We start from the raw sequence: 15,801 nt of genomic DNA on the forward strand, positions 1-15,801 counted from the left end.
TAGTTTTCAATGAACTTCACATTACTACTTTACTATTTTAAAATTTAACCAATCAAATTAAAAATATACACGATTTTTAAAAAAAATAATTTAAATCTTGTGATAGACATCATTTTTTTGATCATTTTAAACTAAATATGAACAACCATATCGAACAAACTTATTCATAAAATAATTAAATATCATAGTTTTCAAAATCGACATCTAAGTGTTATCATCTAATCGTATTTTTTAATTTTTCGAAATCAATTACAGCAGCATATCTTTAGAAATATGAAACTTGTTCTTAAATTTTTCAGCTCTACTTCCAGAGATTAGAGTTCTCTGTTTTCCCGTATAAAAAGAGTGACATTTATTGCAAACATCTAAATTAATATTGGAACGTATGACAGAATAAAAAGATATCTTATTTCCACAAGAACAATTTGCAGATATTTTGTAGCATTTAGGATGGATTTTCTTTTTCATTTTATAGTATATCTCTCACTGTTCTGCATTGATAACGCACCAATGTTACCATTTTTTTTTAAATATTCAAAATATATCCTATTCGGTATTTTAATCAGATAGGACAAAAATAAATCAGAAAAATTATGATAAAATCGATATGATTACTATTATTCAAGTAGTTTTTTATAAAGAAGTCACTTTTCCACTCGAATATATTTTACCAAACGGTATGTTTCTACCGAAGAAAGGTTGTCGAGTGTTAGTTCCAATCAAGAAAAGAAAGGTGATAGGTATTGTATGGTCTTGTAAAAAAAAAAATACGGTACGCTATAATAAATTGAAATCAATCTACAAAATATTAGATAATGAACCTTTATTTTCGAAAGATATGTGGAAATTGTTGTGTTTGGCCTCTCAATATTATCATCATCCCATAGGATCAGTTTTATTTAACGCTTTACCTAACATATTAAGAAGAGAGAAATCGTTTCCGGTAAAAATATTCTCTTATTGGAAGATTACTGATAGCGGTATGATCTTTGAATCAAATCGTTTAAAAAGATACCCGCAACAAAAAAGAGCTCTAACAATACTTCAATCTAAAATTGCGATAAGTTCAGATGAAGTAAAAAAACTTTCTATCAATATCTATTCTCTAAAATCTTTAAAAAAAAAAAAATTAGTTCAACTTTCTAAAAGTTCAAATAATGAAGTATTTTGGAGGAATAATATTGAGGTGTCTGAAAAAAAACCGAAGTTAAATTTAGAACAGTCTGAAATCGTCAAAAAAATTACTTCAGATAAAATGCTTGTTCCTTGGTTACTAGTAGGAATCACAGGATCCGGAAAAACGGAAGTATATCTTAGAATAATAGAAAATATATTAATTTCCGGAAAACAAACCCTCATGTTAGTTCCAGAAATTAGCTTAACTCCTCAAACCACAAGAAGATTTTACGAAAGATTCAATGTTCCGATCGAAGTACTGCATTCTTCTTTAAACAATCGTGAAAAATTCTTTATTTGGGAACGATCTAAAAACGGGGAAAATGCAATTATCATCGGAACAAGATCGGCATTATTTACCAACTTTAAAAATCTTGGTCTTATAATAGTAGATGAAGAACATGACAGTTCATACAAGCAACAACATGGATGGTGCTATCACGCAAGAAATATGGCAATCTGGAGAGCTAAACAAGAAAACATTCCCATTATTATGGGTACAGCAACACCATCTTTAGAAAGCTTATTTAACGTAGAAATAGGGAAATATAGAAGAATAGATTTAACGAGAAGACCTGAAGGTTATTTACCATCACATCATATTTTTGATCTTAAGGGAAGACCATCGACATGCAATTTATCTAGATCATTAATTCACAGTATCAAAAATCAAGTTTCTCAAAACAATCAAGTAATGTTATTCTTGAACAGAAGAGGATATTCTCCAGTACTTATTTGTCACAAATGTGGATTGGTCTCGGAATGTCTAAGATGTGAACACTATTATACATTGCATAAAAATCAGAAAAAGATAGAGTGTCATTATTGTAACCAGAGCTTTCCAATTCCGATACAATGTAGCAAATGTAGTTCTACTGACCTCATTTCATTAGGATTCGGTACTGAAAAATTAGAAGAAAGGATACGTCAAATCTTTCCAAACATACCTGTTGTACGCATTGATAAAGATACGGTAAAAAACACATATCTTCTTAAGGAGAAATTATCTTTGATAAATACCAAGGAAGCAAAAATTCTAATCGGTACACAAATGTTAGCTAAAGGTCATCATTTTTCAAACGTCACTTTGGTAGCTCTGATAGATATTGACGGTGTATTTTTTTCCAATGATTATAGAGCTTCAGAAAAATTCGCTCAACTTTTCACACAAGTATCTGGAAGAGCTGGGAGATCTCTAAAAAAAGGAAAAGTGATATTACAGACACACCATCCGAATCATCCAGTTCTATCATCTCTTATTAAGAAAGGATACATTGAATTTGCGTTAGAAATTCTAAAAGAGAGAAAAGAATCTCTTTTACCACCATATAGCAGCCATATAATAATTCGTTCAAGAGATAGAAATGGATCGAACTCCTTAAATTTCTTGACGGAAGTTAGAAAAATCATTCTGAAACACATGGACAATACGAATTTATATCTCAGTAATCCTATACCTTCCACGATACCGAAAAAAAAAGGTTTTTTTCGATGGTTTCTTCTCATTCAACATAGCTCTAAAATTTTTTTAAATATTATGTTATCTAAAATGATCAAAAAAATTCAAAATATTCCAGAGGGGAAAAACGTTCGTTGGAATATAGATGTAGATCCTATTGAACACTGAAGTTTTAAAAAAGCCAGACCCCCTCAATAAAAGAACGAGTATCCATAATGACATTCATTTGGAAAAATTTTCCCATTATTTTATAATTTCATTGTTTTAACATTTCATACAACCTTTCAAGATATCTTTAAAAATCATCGAAATTTTACTGATCTTGTCTCTAAATTATACGATCCCTAGCAAAATGAATAATTTTTCATCGTTAGCATATATCAACATGATATGGATCAGAAAACATTTGAAACAAGTACATCGCACCACATAATACTATCTTTATAAAAATCAATATAAAAAGATCTTGAAATATGTTTTATAAACATTAAAAATGTTGTAGTTGAAAAAAATCCATCCTAGATTTATTATGCCATTTCAATATGGGTTAAAATTATTGAAACAATACTTTATTATTATAATTATTGTATAGGATCAAGTTTATGACCACAATTATTAGTGTTCGTCGAAACAAACATGTTGTCATCGGAGGAGATGGTCAAGCTACCATGGGAAACACAATAATCAAAGGTAACGTTAAAAAAATACGACGTCTCTACCAGGAAAGAGTTATTGCTGGATTCGCCGGTGGAACTGCTGACGCTTTCTCTTTGTTTGATCTGTTCGAAAAGAAATTAGAGATCTGTCAGGGACATCTAGTGAAAGCTGCAGTTGAATTGACCAAAGAATGGAGAACAGATCGTATGTTAAGAAGATTAGAAGCAATTTTAGCGGTTGCAGATCATGCTAATTCGCTTATTATCACTGGAAACGGTGATGTAATTCAACCAGAGAACAGTTTAATCGCAATCGGTTCGGGAGGTCCATATGGAAAAGCAGCAGCTCAAGCCATGTTAGAAAATACCAAAATGAGCGCAAGAGATATTACAGAGAAAGCATTAAGTATTGCAAGTGAAATCTGCATATATACGAATCATAACTTTAACTTTGAAGAACTTTCTTCAAAATTGTGAGGATCAAAGATATGTCTGAAATGACGCCTCGAGAAATTGTAAGTGAATTAGACAATTATATTATTGGACAAGAGAAAGCGAAACGCTCTGTTGCTATTGCATTACGTAATCGTTGGCGTCGAATGCAAATACATGAGAATCTTCGTCAGGAAATCACTCCTAAGAACATACTCATGATAGGTCCTACAGGGGTTGGAAAGACCGAAATCGCTCGTAGATTAGCTAAATTAGCTAAAGCACCTTTCATTAAAGTAGAAGCAACAAAATTTACAGAAGTCGGTTACGTTGGAAAAGAAGTAGATTCTATCATTCGAGATCTAACAGATGCTGCGGTAAAAATGATTCACTTACAGTCGATAAAAAAGAATAAAACTCGCGCAGAAGGGATAGCAGAAGAAAAAATATTAGATATCTTAGTATCTTCTATTTTGAGAAATAGCAACGAATGGAACGAAAAAAAAGAAAAAGATTTTAAAGATATCATCAGAAAATCTACAAGAAAAAAATTAAGAAAAGGTGAATTAGATGATCAAGAAATAGAGATAGAAGTATCTACATCTCCTCCTATGGGTATTGAAATTATGGCGCCACCTGGCATGGAAGAAATGACAAGTCAATTACAATCGATGTTTCAAAACCTTGCTGGACAAAAGCAGAAATCAAAGAGAATGAGAGTAAAGGAAGCAATTAAAGTTTTAAAAGAAGAAGCTGCAAGGTTGGTTAATCCGGAAGAATTAAAACAGAAAGCCATAGATACCGTAGAACAAAACGGAATAGTATTTATCGACGAAATAGATAAGATTTGTAGAAAAGGACACTACACTAACTCAGATGTATCAAGAGAAGGAGTACAAAGAGATCTTCTCCCTCTAGTAGAGGGTTGCACAGTTTCTACTAAACATGGAATGGTTAAAACGGATCATATCTTATTTATCGCTTCTGGGGCTTTTCAGGTTTCTAGTCCATCTGATTTAATACCGGAGCTTCAAGGAAGATTACCAATTAGAGTTGAACTACAAGCTTTAACGGCAAATGATTTTAAAAGAATTCTCACCGAACCGAATGCTTCATTAACCATGCAGTACAAAGAATTGATGTTGACAGAAGGTTTAAACATCGAGTTTACCCAAGATGGGATCAGCAGGATCGCTGAAATCGCTTGGCAAGTAAATGAAAAAACAGAAAATATTGGATCTAGAAGATTACATACGATTCTTGAAAGGTTAATGGAAGATCTATCGTTTTCTGCTGATGAAAGAAGTGGGGAAACCATCATAATTGATTCGAACTATGTTTCTTCTCATCTTGATGAACTAGTTTCAGATGAAGATTTGAGCAGATTTATTTTATGAGAACTTTATAAAATGAAAGATGATCTTATTGACGATGCAAAAAAATAATCAAAATTAGCTCGTACAATTAAAAGATTAGATTCTGATTCGACGATTGTTATCATCTCGATAAAGTTACAAAGCAAACGGTCTCATACGAATATATTGCACATTGAAACATGTTCAGATATCTTGTATAAGATGAGATGGTGTTCCTAGTTTGTTAATTTGAACGTTGGATAGTTTTTTACATCTGAATCTTATAAGAGGATCTCTTGAAACTATCTTCAAATGAACAGATTTTTTAAAAACTACAAATCGACGATATTCTATAGATTGCGAGATGAACAAAATCAAAAAGTATATTTTAGCCTTAGATCAAGGAACTACTTCTTCAAGAAGCGCGTTATTCGATCATGAGGTCAACTTGTTATCTCTTGCAAAACGTTCGCTATCTCAGATTTGTCCAGAAAAAGGGTGGGTAGAAAACGATCCCGAAGAAATATGGAGCACACAATATGAAACTATCCTCGAGGTTATTAGAGATGTTCAAATACAGTTCGATCAGATAGTAGGAATCGGAATCTCCAACCAAAGGGAAACAACCATCGTTTGGGATAAAAAAACTGGAAAGCCTATTTATAATGCGATATCATGGTCATGTCGTAGAACAGAGGAGTTCTGCAAACAGTTGAAGGAAGAAGAAAAAGAGTTAACCATTTATATTAGGAACAACACGGGATTAAAAGTCAACCCGTATTTTTCTGGTACAAAGTTGCGATGGATATTGGATAACGTTGAAAAAGCACGAGAAAGAGCAGAAATTGGAGAGTTGTTGTTTGGAACGGTAGATTCTTGGTTGATCTGGAGGATGACAAATGGAGCATTACACGTTACAGATTATACCAATGCTTCTAGGACTATGCTATTTAATATTCGTCGGTTAAGTTGGGATCAAAGGATAATAAATGTATTGAAAATTCCAAAAATCATCTTACCGAGGGTTTGCTCTTCTTCCAAGATATTCGCAAAAGTTATCTTTTCTAATCTTCAAAGAACAAAAATACCTATATCTAGCGTGATGGGCGATCAACAGTCTTCTCTGTATGGACAGTTATGTTTTTCATTCGGAGAAACAAAAAGTACCTATGGAACTGGATGTTTTTCTCTGATGAACATTGAAAAAAGATTTTTGATTTCAAAGAATGAACTATTAACAACAATTTCATGCGGACCAAAAGGAGAATTTCAATATGCGTTAGAAGGTCCTATACCTTTCGGAGGAGCTTCTATTCAATGGTTAAAGGATCAAATAAAAATTATTCATTCTTTAGACGACCAATCTATATGGTCAAATATGGTAGATAGTAGCGAAGGTGTATATTTCATTCCAGATTCATCGTTCGATTTTGATTCAGAGGATTGGAATCCATTTCTAAAAGGGGCCATAATTGGAATCACAAGGGATTCCAATAGATTTCATATCATCCGAGCAATATTAGAGTCCATCACCTTTCAAAATATGGATATTTTAGAATGCATGAAGAAAGATATAGGTCGAAATGATGTATATAGAGAGTTAAAAGTAGACGGTAATGCTTCCTGTAATGATATTATGATGCAATTTCAATCAAATATATTAGGAATACCGGTCAAACGTCCAGCAGTTAAAGAGAGATCCATTTTAGGAACGGCATTATTAGCTGGAATTACAGTGGGTTTCTGGAAGGATGTGCAAGAGGTCCAATGTAAGATCAACGAACACAAGATCTTTTTTCCTGAGATGACTTCAAAAGAAGGATATATGAAATATTTAGGATGGAAAAGAATCTATTCTATCTTATCAAATTTAAGAAAATCAGTTCCTAAAGTAGAAAACTAACCACGAATACAGATATATAATAGGAATGAAAAATAATAAAAATATGTTTGCGACAGATAATCATTTTATACAGAACGAAAGTACAAATTCACAACATCCATCCAAATTATTGTCGTAAAAATAGAATGAATCAGAATATGAAAATTATTTCGAAAGAAGTTGACATGAAAAAATGGTCGATTGGAAAAGTGATCGAAAATCGATCCTGGAATAATCTATTGTTTTCATTAAAGATACGAGCAAATATCGACGCATTTACGGCAGGTCAATTTACGAAATTAGCTTTATTTTTTGGAAAAAATTTCATCCAGAAACCATATTCATACGTTAATCCTCCCGCTTCAAAAGATCTTGAGTTTTATATAGTGAATACAAAATCAACTGGATTAAGCGCAAAACTGTCAAATTTAAAAGATGGGGATTTAATATATGTTGAAAAAAGATCGATGGGAAATTTAACATTGAAAGAAGTTCCAGAATGTAAAATTCTCTGGATGTTGTCTACAGGAACTGCAGTGGGTCCTTTTTTATCCATTTTACAATCTACTATCGGATTAGAAAGATTTAAAAAGATTATATTAGTTCATTCTGTACGTTATGAGGAAGATTTAAACTATTTATCCTTGATGAGAAATCTGGAGAAAAGAAGTGCCGGTAGACTAATGGTGAGAACTGTAGTAAGTAGAGAAAAAGTAAAACATTCGTTATATGGAAGAATACCGTATCTGATAAAGAATGGAAATCTAGAAGATTCGACGGAAACAAAAATTCATCAGAAAGATAGTCATATTATGATTTGTGGAAATCCAGAAATGATACGAGATACGATAGAAATATTAGAAAAAGAAAAGGGAATTAAGCGATATTCTACTGATAAGAAAAGGAACATCACTTTTGAACGATACTGGTGATTTTAAAAATAAGATGGGTTGATACAAATCGTATTACAGAGAAAAGTAGAGTTCTCGACTCAATCATTACAACTACCGAAAAGATTTTGGTATAATTTATCATACTTCGGTGTTCCTTATGACCAACGGAAAAATGAAAAAAAAAATTATAATTGGAAACTGGAAATTAAACGGAAGTCTCAACATGATTGAAAACTTCTTTAAAAACCTAAGGATAGAGATGTTTCAATCGAGTGCACTTGACTTTGTGATTGCCCCTCCGTTCCCATATCTGATGAACGTCGGAAGGATGATAAGAAGATATCATAATGTGTTTCTTGGAGCACAGAACGTAGATTTACATCTGATTGGAGCATATACTGGAGAAATATCATCCCTCATTTTGAAGGATGTCGGAGTAAAATACACTATTGTAGGACATTCCGAAAGGAGGATGTATCATCTTGAAAAAGATGCGGAAATTGCAAAAAAGTTTCTCTTATTACAAAAAGAAGGTATAATACCGATATTATGTGTTGGAGAATCTTTGTCAGAAAAAAGATCGGGAAATACTGAATCAATTCTTATGAAACAGATTCGTCCAATCATCGAGATGATCAGAAATACAGATTTTTTGAAAATTATGATCGCCTATGAACCGGTTTGGTCTATTGGAACTGGAAATTCGGAAGACCCTAGTTCCGTTCAGAAAACCGCAGAGTTTATCAAAGGATACATATTAGATAACTTAGACATCAGAAGAGAGTTTTTGTTCATACATTACGGAGGATCAGTAAACAGTAAAAATTTTCAAGAATTTATAGAAAAACCTGACATAGATGGTCTTTTGATAGGAAAATGTTCTATAGAATACAGATCGATCTCTGAAATTTTTAGTAAGATCAAGTAATCTAAGAATAAATCGTTGTGATCTCCGTGATCCTTTCGCGTAAATAACGGCGAATTTTCGCGTTCAGTCATCGTAATGTGGTTTGAAATTTGCAATCTTCTCTAGCTTTTGGATCCTTTTTTCCACTTCTGAAATTTTCTTGACGATGTTAGACAAGATTTCAGATTGAACCTCGTATTCCTCTTTAGAAACCATACGTAATTTCTCAATCTTCTTAGAGATGATAAATTTGACTTTTTTTTCAATATCATTCTTTACGTTACGTATTTCTTCCAGAACGACTTTTTTTATCATGTGAATAATACCCTTGATTTCCATAGTTTCTTGAGATCTTCGGAAAAACTAATCATGATATTCTAAAATATATTTTTTATTTTGACAAATCGAAAATCGATCGTGAAATCTATTGTCGTCTTCGAATAAACGTGAATACACTGAACGCATCGAATTATCTCTTGAACCGATAAATGGTCGCTTCGATTAAATAAGTAGCATGAAATCGCCGGATATGTCATATACACTTTCATTGACTCATGCCAAACTTGCTGAAGTTGAATATTTTGGAGAAAACCATCATGAAAAAAACACTTAAAGAACAAGAATCAATTAAAAGAGTTAAAGAAGCTGTCGATTCTTTAAGAATCGGAGGTGGAGTAATTGTAGTAGATGACTTTAATAGAGAAAACGAAGGAGATATTATCTTTTCAGCGGAAAAGATGACCGTACAACAAATGGCTTTGACTATTCGACATGGTAGCGGGATAGTATGTTTGTGTCTCACCGAAGAAAAAAGGAGGCAATTACAATTGCCAATGATGGTTCAGAAGAATTCGAGCATGTTTCAAACTGCTTTTACCGTATCGATAGAATCTTCTGAAGGAGTTACTACTGGAGTTTCTGCCTATGATAGGATAACAACGATCAAAAAAGCGATTCATAGAAGTTCTAAACCAGAAGATTTACGTAGACCAGGACATGTGTTTCCTTTAGTAGCGAAGAATGGTGGGATATTCGAGAGGAGAGGTCATACGGAAGCTACGATCGATCTAATGAGATTGTGCGGTTTCGACGAGCCTTTTGGGGTGTTGTGTGAGCTGACAAATGATGACGGAACGATGTCTAGATTTCCAGAAATTATTAAATTTTCTAAGGTACATCATCTTCCTTTGATTACTATCGATGATCTATCTAACTTTATAAGATTAAAAAAATCTTACCTGTGATCGATCTGTTGGTCAAAATGGAGAACAAAATTGAACCTTATAAAAATATCGAAGATGATCGATCATTTTTAAAAATTCAAACCGTTTAAATTAAAAAAGTAGATTCTCTTCATGTTATCAATAAGAACATGATTGAAAAGATCGATTTAAACGATTTAGAATAGATGCGGATTGTTGAATTGCCAAAGTTAGATGATCCTATTCGTTTCGAAAGGTATTCCTTCGTGAAAACTGAAGTATTTAAAAATCATCTAAAAAATTTGATAGTACGATGAATATCTGTACGTCTTTAGTAACTGATTGAATCCATCTCGAAGTATATAACTTGTAAAAGATATGTGACAAATCGATCGTAAGAAAACCTACGATACAATAAGGCCATCGAACATCTTATCCACTATGTCAAGAACATTCTTCCTTCCCTGTAAAATTTATAGAAGCTATGCTGTTCTGATCGTACGTTCAAATTCATGAAAGATTTTATGATTTTTTCATAAAATGAAACGGTATTAAGATCTACCAGCACGGAGAAATCATCATGATATTCTTCGTAGAACAATTGATAAATACTGTTCACATCCTTCTTAAGATTTATTTTTCGTTAACCATGAGATGTCCATACATAATTGAACGATACCGTTCTTCTCAAGAGAAGGTGTTTTAAAGTTAATAAAGGAGAACTTAATGTTTTACTCATTATCTGCGACCCCATTCCTTTCTATTACATCATTTATGAACGGAATTTTGGATAGTTCAGTTCGTATGCGATACGAGCTTCAGGTGGATGGTTTAACAACTGTGCACGATATGTAGAGAGTTTCTTCGGTATTTCAACTTTTATATATGAACAAAATTTAACGGTAAATAGGAAGATAAAAAATGTTAGCTATCGTCAGAATAGTATTGTTGATCTTTTCTGTGTTTTTAATTTGTCTATTCGGATTTTTTAATTTTTTTATTAATCCAAGAAGTTCACAACATACTTTCATTCTTGGAAGGATCTTTGGAAAATTATCCAAAATCCTAGGGGTTAAGGTGATTGTTCGTGTTTCAAAGAAATCAAAAGATCTTATAGAACCGGTTATCTACATCGGAAACCATCAGAGTCTCTATGACATGTTTATCATGTCGAACGCAATTCGACCGAATACTATAACGGTTGGAAAGAAAAGTTTAATTTTTATTCCGATATTTGGGCAGTTGTATTGGATTGCTGGAAATATCTTATTAGATAGAAATGATAGAAGCAAGATTCGCAAATCCGTTTTTAAAATTATCGATCGAATTAAGAACCAAGGAAGATCAGTTTGGATATTTCCAGAAGGAACTAGAAGCGGAGGAAAAGGTCTCTTACCATTTAAGAATGGTGCATTCCGAATCGCGAGTATCGCTAGGGTACCGATCATACCAGTTTGTTCTTCTGAAATATCTGATAAAATCAAATTAAACCGATGGAGAAACGGTACGGTGATAGTCGAAATACTTGATCCAATCTTTGTAGATCGAAACTACGGTGAATCTAACCCTTTAAATGAATTTTGTTTTAAGATTATGAAAAAAAAAATTTCTTTGTTGAATAGAGAAGTCAACTAAAAGATTAATGTTTCGATTATACATCAAAAAAAGATATTTTCATCGTTAAAAAAATTGAGATGATCTTCAAAAGATCTCGATGTGAACACTGATTATAAAAATGAAAAAAATTAGTTTAATATCTGCAGTTAGCCGATTCAACTCTGCAATCGGGTATAAAACTTTGATTCCGTGGAAGTTATCGAACGATATAAAGTGGTTTAAAAGAATAACCGTCAACAAACCGGTCATCGTAGGAAGAACAACACATGAAATCATCGGAAAACTTCCGATGCGGATGAACATCGTTCTTAGTAGAGATCAAAAAACTTCTGAAAGTAAAGAAATGGATCGTATATGGGTCAGTTCGGTTGAACAAGCATTATCATCCGTTCCAGATAAAACAAAAGAAATAATGATAATCGGTGGAGAGAAAATCTACAGACTTTTTTTTCCGATTGCAAATAGGTTGTACATAACTTACGTAGATTATCAAGGAAAAGGAGACACATTCTTTCCATCTATATCTAAGAAGGATTGGATATGTTCCTATGTCAGCAGAACAATTGATCCTGATCGAAACAATTCGCATAGACACGTCCATAAGATATTTAAAAAAAGGAAACCTTAGCTAAAATTGCTGAATTTTTCTAACCATGCAAGGTACATCAAAATATCTTTTATCCTCCCATCTTAACGCAGTTAGCCTTCTACCCCAACAACAACCAGTATCCATAGGATATATGTTCTTCTGACTACATTTTCCGTTTAAAGATGACCAGTGACCGAATACAATCGAATATCTTCGATCTATCTTCCTATCGAAAAGAAACCAAGGTTTAAAACTTTTACATTTCGATACCTGATAATCATCCTTTATGTTCATATTTAAGTTACCGTTCTTATAGCAATATCTCATTCTAGTAAAGACATTAATGTTAAACTTGATCTTCTCAAAATTGTTGAAATATTTCTTTTTCCACCTATACGAACGGTTCAGTTGAATAAATCTTTCAAAAAATTCAGCTTCTTCTATTCGGATAAAATTTTCTATATCTCTTGCGTAAGAGATGACATCTTGTAAACTCCAGTAAGGATGTATTCCTGCATGCACCATAATTATTTTTTTTTCGGAATCTATTTGAAGAATGGGTTGACTCTTTAACCATATAACTAAATCTTCTATATCATTTTCTAGAAACATCCTTTGAAAATCTATATTATTCCTGATATTTTCTTTTTTTTCATTTTCAGCAAAGAATTTTTTTTTAAAATTGTTATAAAAAAGATTTATCATAGAAAGCTCATGATTTCCTAAGACTATCTTTGAAGAATCACCCAAACTTTTTATATATCTCAAAACCCGAACTGATTCAGGTCCTCTAGATAACATATCCCCAGTGATCCATAGGGTGTCCGAGATTGGATCGAAATCTATCTTATCGATTAATTCCATTAATTCTCGATAACATCCGTGAATATCTCCTATAAAATAATTAGTCATCACGAAAACCCTCATTTTTCTAAAATACAGAAATCTATGTTAAAAATTCTTCACGATGGATACAATAAATTTATATCACTCTTCGAAATGATCATGTCTTCTTTTTGAAGAAAGTTCGTTCGATAGATTACAATAATCTAAAACTGTTAAATTTTCTGCCCGCATATTTTCATCGATATGTAACTTTTTATAATCATCGATACTGAACAATCCTTTAAGACTATTTAAGATTTTTTTTCTTCTTTGATGAAAAGCAACTCTTGTAATTAATTGCAATAGATCTATTTCACAAGAAGGATAAAAATTTTTATGTGGACGAAACCGTACGAAGGTAGAATTTACCTTTGGAACAGGGTTGAAAGATTTTGAAGATATATCAAAAAATCGATCGATCTTAAAATAATATTGAAAAAGAACGCTAATACGACCGTATGATTTATGGTTAGGTTTCGCGGTTAATCTGTCTGCTATCTCTTCTTGAAGCACGAAATGCATGTCAAATAAGTTTTCGTAACGTGAAAGAAACTTTAACATTATTGGGATGGCAATATTGTACGGTAAACTGCCGAAGATCCTATATTTGGTAGATTTTTTAATAAGAAGATCAAGATGCAATTTCATGATATCAAATTCTAAAATCCGTACAACTTTAAAGATCTCAGAATGAAAAAATAGTACATAATGAACCAGATCTCGATCGATTTCTATCGTGATAAATCTATGTTTTATCCTTTCATATATTGGTATTGTAAGATTTCCTAAACCTGTTCCGATCTCAATGATAGACTGTCCAGATTTTGGGTTAAAACATGAAATAATTCGATCTTGAACAAAAGGGTCGTTTAAAAAATTTTGTCCTAACCTCTTCTTAGATCTTAAGGAATAGGGTTTCATTTTATGAAATCTCAATAGCCAATTTTAGTGCTTCTATCATACTACTTTCCTCAACCTCTGAAGTCCCAGCAATTTGTAGAGCTGTTCCATGATCTACTGATGTTCGAATAAACGGTAATCCTAAAGTTAGATTAACAGAATGAAAGAATCCAATGTTTTTTAAAACTGGCATTCCTTGATCATGATACATAGCTAACACCACATCAATATGTTTAAGATTTTCTTTCTGGAAGATAGAATCTGCAGGAAACGGACCATGTACGTTCAACCCTTTTTTATTTAGAGCAGAGATCGTCGGAGAAATCACTTCAATCTCTTCTTTTCCAAAATATCCTTGTTCTCCAGCATGAGGATTTAATCCACATACATGAATAATTGGATTAGGAATATTAAAAATCGAGCTGATCTCATTATGAAGGATCAACAAAGTATCCGTTAAACTTTTAACATTGATCAGATTCGGAACATCTCTTAAAGAGACGTGTGTCGTCAAAAAAGCGACCTTTAGTGTATTAGATACTAGAAGCATGACTGTTCTTTCTATATTGCAAAGCGATGCCAAAAATTCAGTATGCCCAGTAAACTGTGTACCGCAATCGTTGATTATTCCTTTATGAACCGGTCCCGTTATTATTCCATCAAAATCACCTCTTAAACATCCGAAACAAGATTTTCTTAGCATCTCGATTACATATTTGCTATTTCTCTTGTCGAGTTTACCTGGTATGACAGGGTGTCTAAGTTGAATTGGTTTTATGTAGATCGAACGCCTTGGTTGAAGGTGTATCGAATAACTCTTAGAATATGGAATCAAATTTAATCTTAAATTGAGAGATTTTGCTCTTTCTATTAATAGAAACGGATCAGATATGGTAACTAATCTCACCGGCCACCTACGTTGAACTAATTTGATTAGTATATCTGGACCTATACCGGAAGGTTCTCCGGTAGTTATTACGAACGTCTTTTGAATATTTTCCATACTATATGAACCTTATACATAACCTTCCAGATTGAAACATAACGGATGAGAACCGAACTGTCTCGTTATTTTAATTAACAACATCTTACAAATATATCAATTAAAAAGATAATTTTAAAAAATCAGAACATAACGTTTTGATGGAAATATTGCAAATGAATCGATGAAATCATATATCCAACTAGATTGAACTAACGTATCCTTACCTACGGTTATGGGATAAAAATAAAACAGTAAAAATAATTTTGGTTCTAAAACACTTTTTATATCGATATGGATATGAATATAACGAAACCATCATAACCTTACTGCACTGAAATGTATCTGAGCTCCTGCCAATTTGATTTTTTTGAAACTTATTTATAAACCTTTATGATGGAGGTTTATATAGCTTATATCAGAGATAAATAGATAAATAGTTACGTAATATGTTCATTATTTTAATACGATTGTATTCAAAAAATTTTTAAAACTATACCATTTTGGTTACTAATCTTAAAATTATGAATAAAATTATATAGAATATATCCGATATTACTTCATAAAAATAGACGTTCGTTCGATGCTTCATAACAGGTAATTCTTTAACAATCCTGTAGTTTTAAAAAATATCCGTAAAGATACTTCTTAGGGATATCTTATAAAACAACCTGATATAATCTTTAGTATCTTTTGTACCTCTGTACATGAAGTAGATACGTTCGTTAGGACAGTTTTAATTTGCGAAAAATCGGTTATTATAAGTTCTTAAACTGTTTTGTAAAAGAACTGGTCTTATCGATTTATATTTCCCATATTTATTAGCTTATTTTTTGTATCTGTTGTTTTTACCGTACCAATCTAGT

The 15,801-nt window shown here is 32.2% G+C and carries 14 protein-coding genes; 9 read left to right on the forward strand and 5 right to left on the reverse strand.

Annotated elements, in window-relative coordinates; genetic code table 11:
- Nucleotides 1-249: 249 nt before the first annotated feature.
- Nucleotides 250-468 (reverse strand): 50S ribosomal protein L31, encoded by a 219-nt coding sequence (gene rpmE, locus AOQ87_RS00955; RefSeq protein WP_039719480.1) that lies wholly within the window; start codon nucleotides 466-468, stop codon nucleotides 250-252.
- Between the two features lie 139 nt (nucleotides 469-607).
- Between rpmE and priA the strand changes: the two genes are divergently transcribed.
- From priA to tpiA, 6 genes are all read left to right on the forward strand, one after another.
- Complete coding sequence (priA, locus tag AOQ87_RS00960) at nucleotides 608-2,803, forward strand: primosomal protein N' (RefSeq protein WP_080626505.1); 2,196 nt, start codon at nucleotides 608-610, stop codon at nucleotides 2,801-2,803.
- Between the two features lie 434 nt (nucleotides 2,804-3,237).
- Nucleotides 3,238-3,768, forward strand: a complete 531-nt coding sequence (gene hslV, locus AOQ87_RS00965; protein ID WP_039719479.1) for an ATP-dependent protease subunit HslV — start codon at nucleotides 3,238-3,240, stop codon at nucleotides 3,766-3,768.
- An 11-nt stretch (nucleotides 3,769-3,779) separates the two neighbouring features.
- Nucleotides 3,780-5,120 (forward strand): HslU--HslV peptidase ATPase subunit, encoded by a 1,341-nt coding sequence (gene hslU, locus AOQ87_RS00970; protein ID WP_039719478.1) that lies wholly within the window; start codon nucleotides 3,780-3,782, stop codon nucleotides 5,118-5,120.
- Between the two features lie 310 nt (nucleotides 5,121-5,430).
- Entirely contained in the window at nucleotides 5,431-6,981 is a 1,551-nt protein-coding gene (locus AOQ87_RS00975; protein WP_420885310.1) for an FGGY family carbohydrate kinase, read from the forward strand.
- Nucleotides 6,982-7,118: 137 nt separating this feature from the next.
- Complete coding sequence (locus AOQ87_RS00980; RefSeq protein WP_236858667.1) at nucleotides 7,119-7,892, forward strand: ferredoxin--NADP(+) reductase; 774 nt, start codon at nucleotides 7,119-7,121, stop codon at nucleotides 7,890-7,892.
- Between the two features lie 118 nt (nucleotides 7,893-8,010).
- Nucleotides 8,011-8,781, forward strand: coding sequence for a triose-phosphate isomerase (tpiA, locus tag AOQ87_RS00985; protein ID WP_236858669.1), 771 nt, complete (start codon nucleotides 8,011-8,013; stop codon nucleotides 8,779-8,781).
- Nucleotides 8,782-8,844: 63 nt separating this feature from the next.
- Here the strand turns inward: tpiA and AOQ87_RS00990 are convergent, their stop codons facing one another.
- Nucleotides 8,845-9,075: an accessory factor UbiK family protein gene (locus tag AOQ87_RS00990; protein ID WP_158000727.1), complete on the reverse strand. Its 231-nt coding sequence runs from the start codon at nucleotides 9,073-9,075 to the stop codon at nucleotides 8,845-8,847.
- A 281-nt stretch (nucleotides 9,076-9,356) separates the two neighbouring features.
- Here AOQ87_RS00990 and ribB point away from each other — a divergent pair, with 281 nt between their 5' ends.
- The 3 genes from ribB (at nucleotide 9,357) to AOQ87_RS01005 (ending at nucleotide 12,207) form a co-directional block, all read left to right on the forward strand.
- Nucleotides 9,357-10,004, forward strand: a complete 648-nt coding sequence (gene ribB, locus AOQ87_RS00995; protein ID WP_039719607.1) for a 3,4-dihydroxy-2-butanone-4-phosphate synthase — start codon at nucleotides 9,357-9,359, stop codon at nucleotides 10,002-10,004.
- An 879-nt stretch (nucleotides 10,005-10,883) separates the two neighbouring features.
- Nucleotides 10,884-11,597 carry a 1-acylglycerol-3-phosphate O-acyltransferase gene (locus tag AOQ87_RS01000; RefSeq protein WP_080626507.1) on the forward strand — a complete coding sequence of 238 codons (714 nt, stop codon included), beginning with the start codon at nucleotides 10,884-10,886 and terminating at the stop codon, nucleotides 11,595-11,597.
- A gap of 100 nt (nucleotides 11,598-11,697) precedes the next feature.
- A complete protein-coding gene (locus AOQ87_RS01005; RefSeq protein WP_039719475.1) occupies nucleotides 11,698-12,207 on the forward strand; it encodes a dihydrofolate reductase in 510 nt (169 codons plus the stop codon).
- Here AOQ87_RS01005 and AOQ87_RS01010 read toward each other — a convergent pair whose 3' ends face one another.
- The 3 genes from AOQ87_RS01010 to pdxA all read right to left on the reverse strand — a co-directional run bounded on the left by AOQ87_RS01010 (nucleotide 12,208) and on the right by pdxA (nucleotide 14,956).
- Nucleotides 12,208-13,080: a symmetrical bis(5'-nucleosyl)-tetraphosphatase gene (locus AOQ87_RS01010; RefSeq protein ID WP_185751062.1), complete on the reverse strand. Its 873-nt coding sequence runs from the start codon at nucleotides 13,078-13,080 to the stop codon at nucleotides 12,208-12,210.
- Between the two features lie 75 nt (nucleotides 13,081-13,155).
- Nucleotides 13,156-13,974: a 16S rRNA (adenine(1518)-N(6)/adenine(1519)-N(6))-dimethyltransferase RsmA gene (gene rsmA, locus AOQ87_RS01015; protein ID WP_080626509.1), complete on the reverse strand. Its 819-nt coding sequence runs from the start codon at nucleotides 13,972-13,974 to the stop codon at nucleotides 13,156-13,158.
- A gap of 1 nt (nucleotide 13,975) precedes the next feature.
- Nucleotides 13,976-14,956 (reverse strand): 4-hydroxythreonine-4-phosphate dehydrogenase PdxA, encoded by a 981-nt coding sequence (gene pdxA, locus AOQ87_RS01020; RefSeq protein ID WP_080626510.1) that lies wholly within the window; start codon nucleotides 14,954-14,956, stop codon nucleotides 13,976-13,978.
- Nucleotides 14,957-15,801 lie beyond the last annotated feature (845 nt).

The sequence above is a fragment of the Candidatus Riesia pediculischaeffi genome (assembly GCF_002073895.1).
In the GTDB taxonomy this organism is placed as follows: domain Bacteria; phylum Pseudomonadota; class Gammaproteobacteria; order Enterobacterales; family Enterobacteriaceae; genus Riesia; species Riesia pediculischaeffi.

Excerpts from the sequence above, each read along its gene's own strand:
- pdxA (WP_080626510.1), bottom strand. The coding sequence starts at position 14,956 with ATGGAAAATATTCAAAAGACGTTCGTAATAACTACCGGAGAACCTTCC.
- AOQ87_RS01010 (WP_185751062.1), bottom strand. The coding sequence starts at position 13,080 with ATGACTAATTATTTTATAGGAGATATTCACGGATGTTATCGAGAATTA.
- hslU (WP_039719478.1), top strand. The coding sequence starts at position 3,780 with ATGTCTGAAATGACGCCTCGAGAAATTGTAAGTGAATTAGACAATTAT.
- rpmE (WP_039719480.1), bottom strand. The coding sequence starts at position 468 with ATGAAAAAGAAAATCCATCCTAAATGCTACAAAATATCTGCAAATTGT.
- AOQ87_RS00990 (WP_158000727.1), bottom strand. The coding sequence starts at position 9,075 with ATGATAAAAAAAGTCGTTCTGGAAGAAATACGTAACGTAAAGAATGAT.
- AOQ87_RS01000 (WP_080626507.1), top strand. The coding sequence starts at position 10,884 with ATGTTAGCTATCGTCAGAATAGTATTGTTGATCTTTTCTGTGTTTTTA.
- tpiA (WP_236858669.1), top strand. The coding sequence starts at position 8,011 with ATGACCAACGGAAAAATGAAAAAAAAAATTATAATTGGAAACTGGAAA.
- AOQ87_RS01005 (WP_039719475.1), top strand. The coding sequence starts at position 11,698 with ATGAAAAAAATTAGTTTAATATCTGCAGTTAGCCGATTCAACTCTGCA.
- hslV (WP_039719479.1), top strand. The coding sequence starts at position 3,238 with ATGACCACAATTATTAGTGTTCGTCGAAACAAACATGTTGTCATCGGA.
- AOQ87_RS00980 (WP_236858667.1), top strand. The coding sequence starts at position 7,119 with ATGAAAATTATTTCGAAAGAAGTTGACATGAAAAAATGGTCGATTGGA.
- rsmA (WP_080626509.1), bottom strand. The coding sequence starts at position 13,974 with ATGAAACCCTATTCCTTAAGATCTAAGAAGAGGTTAGGACAAAATTTT.
- ribB (WP_039719607.1), top strand. The coding sequence starts at position 9,357 with ATGAAAAAAACACTTAAAGAACAAGAATCAATTAAAAGAGTTAAAGAA.
- priA (WP_080626505.1), top strand. The coding sequence starts at position 608 with ATGATTACTATTATTCAAGTAGTTTTTTATAAAGAAGTCACTTTTCCA.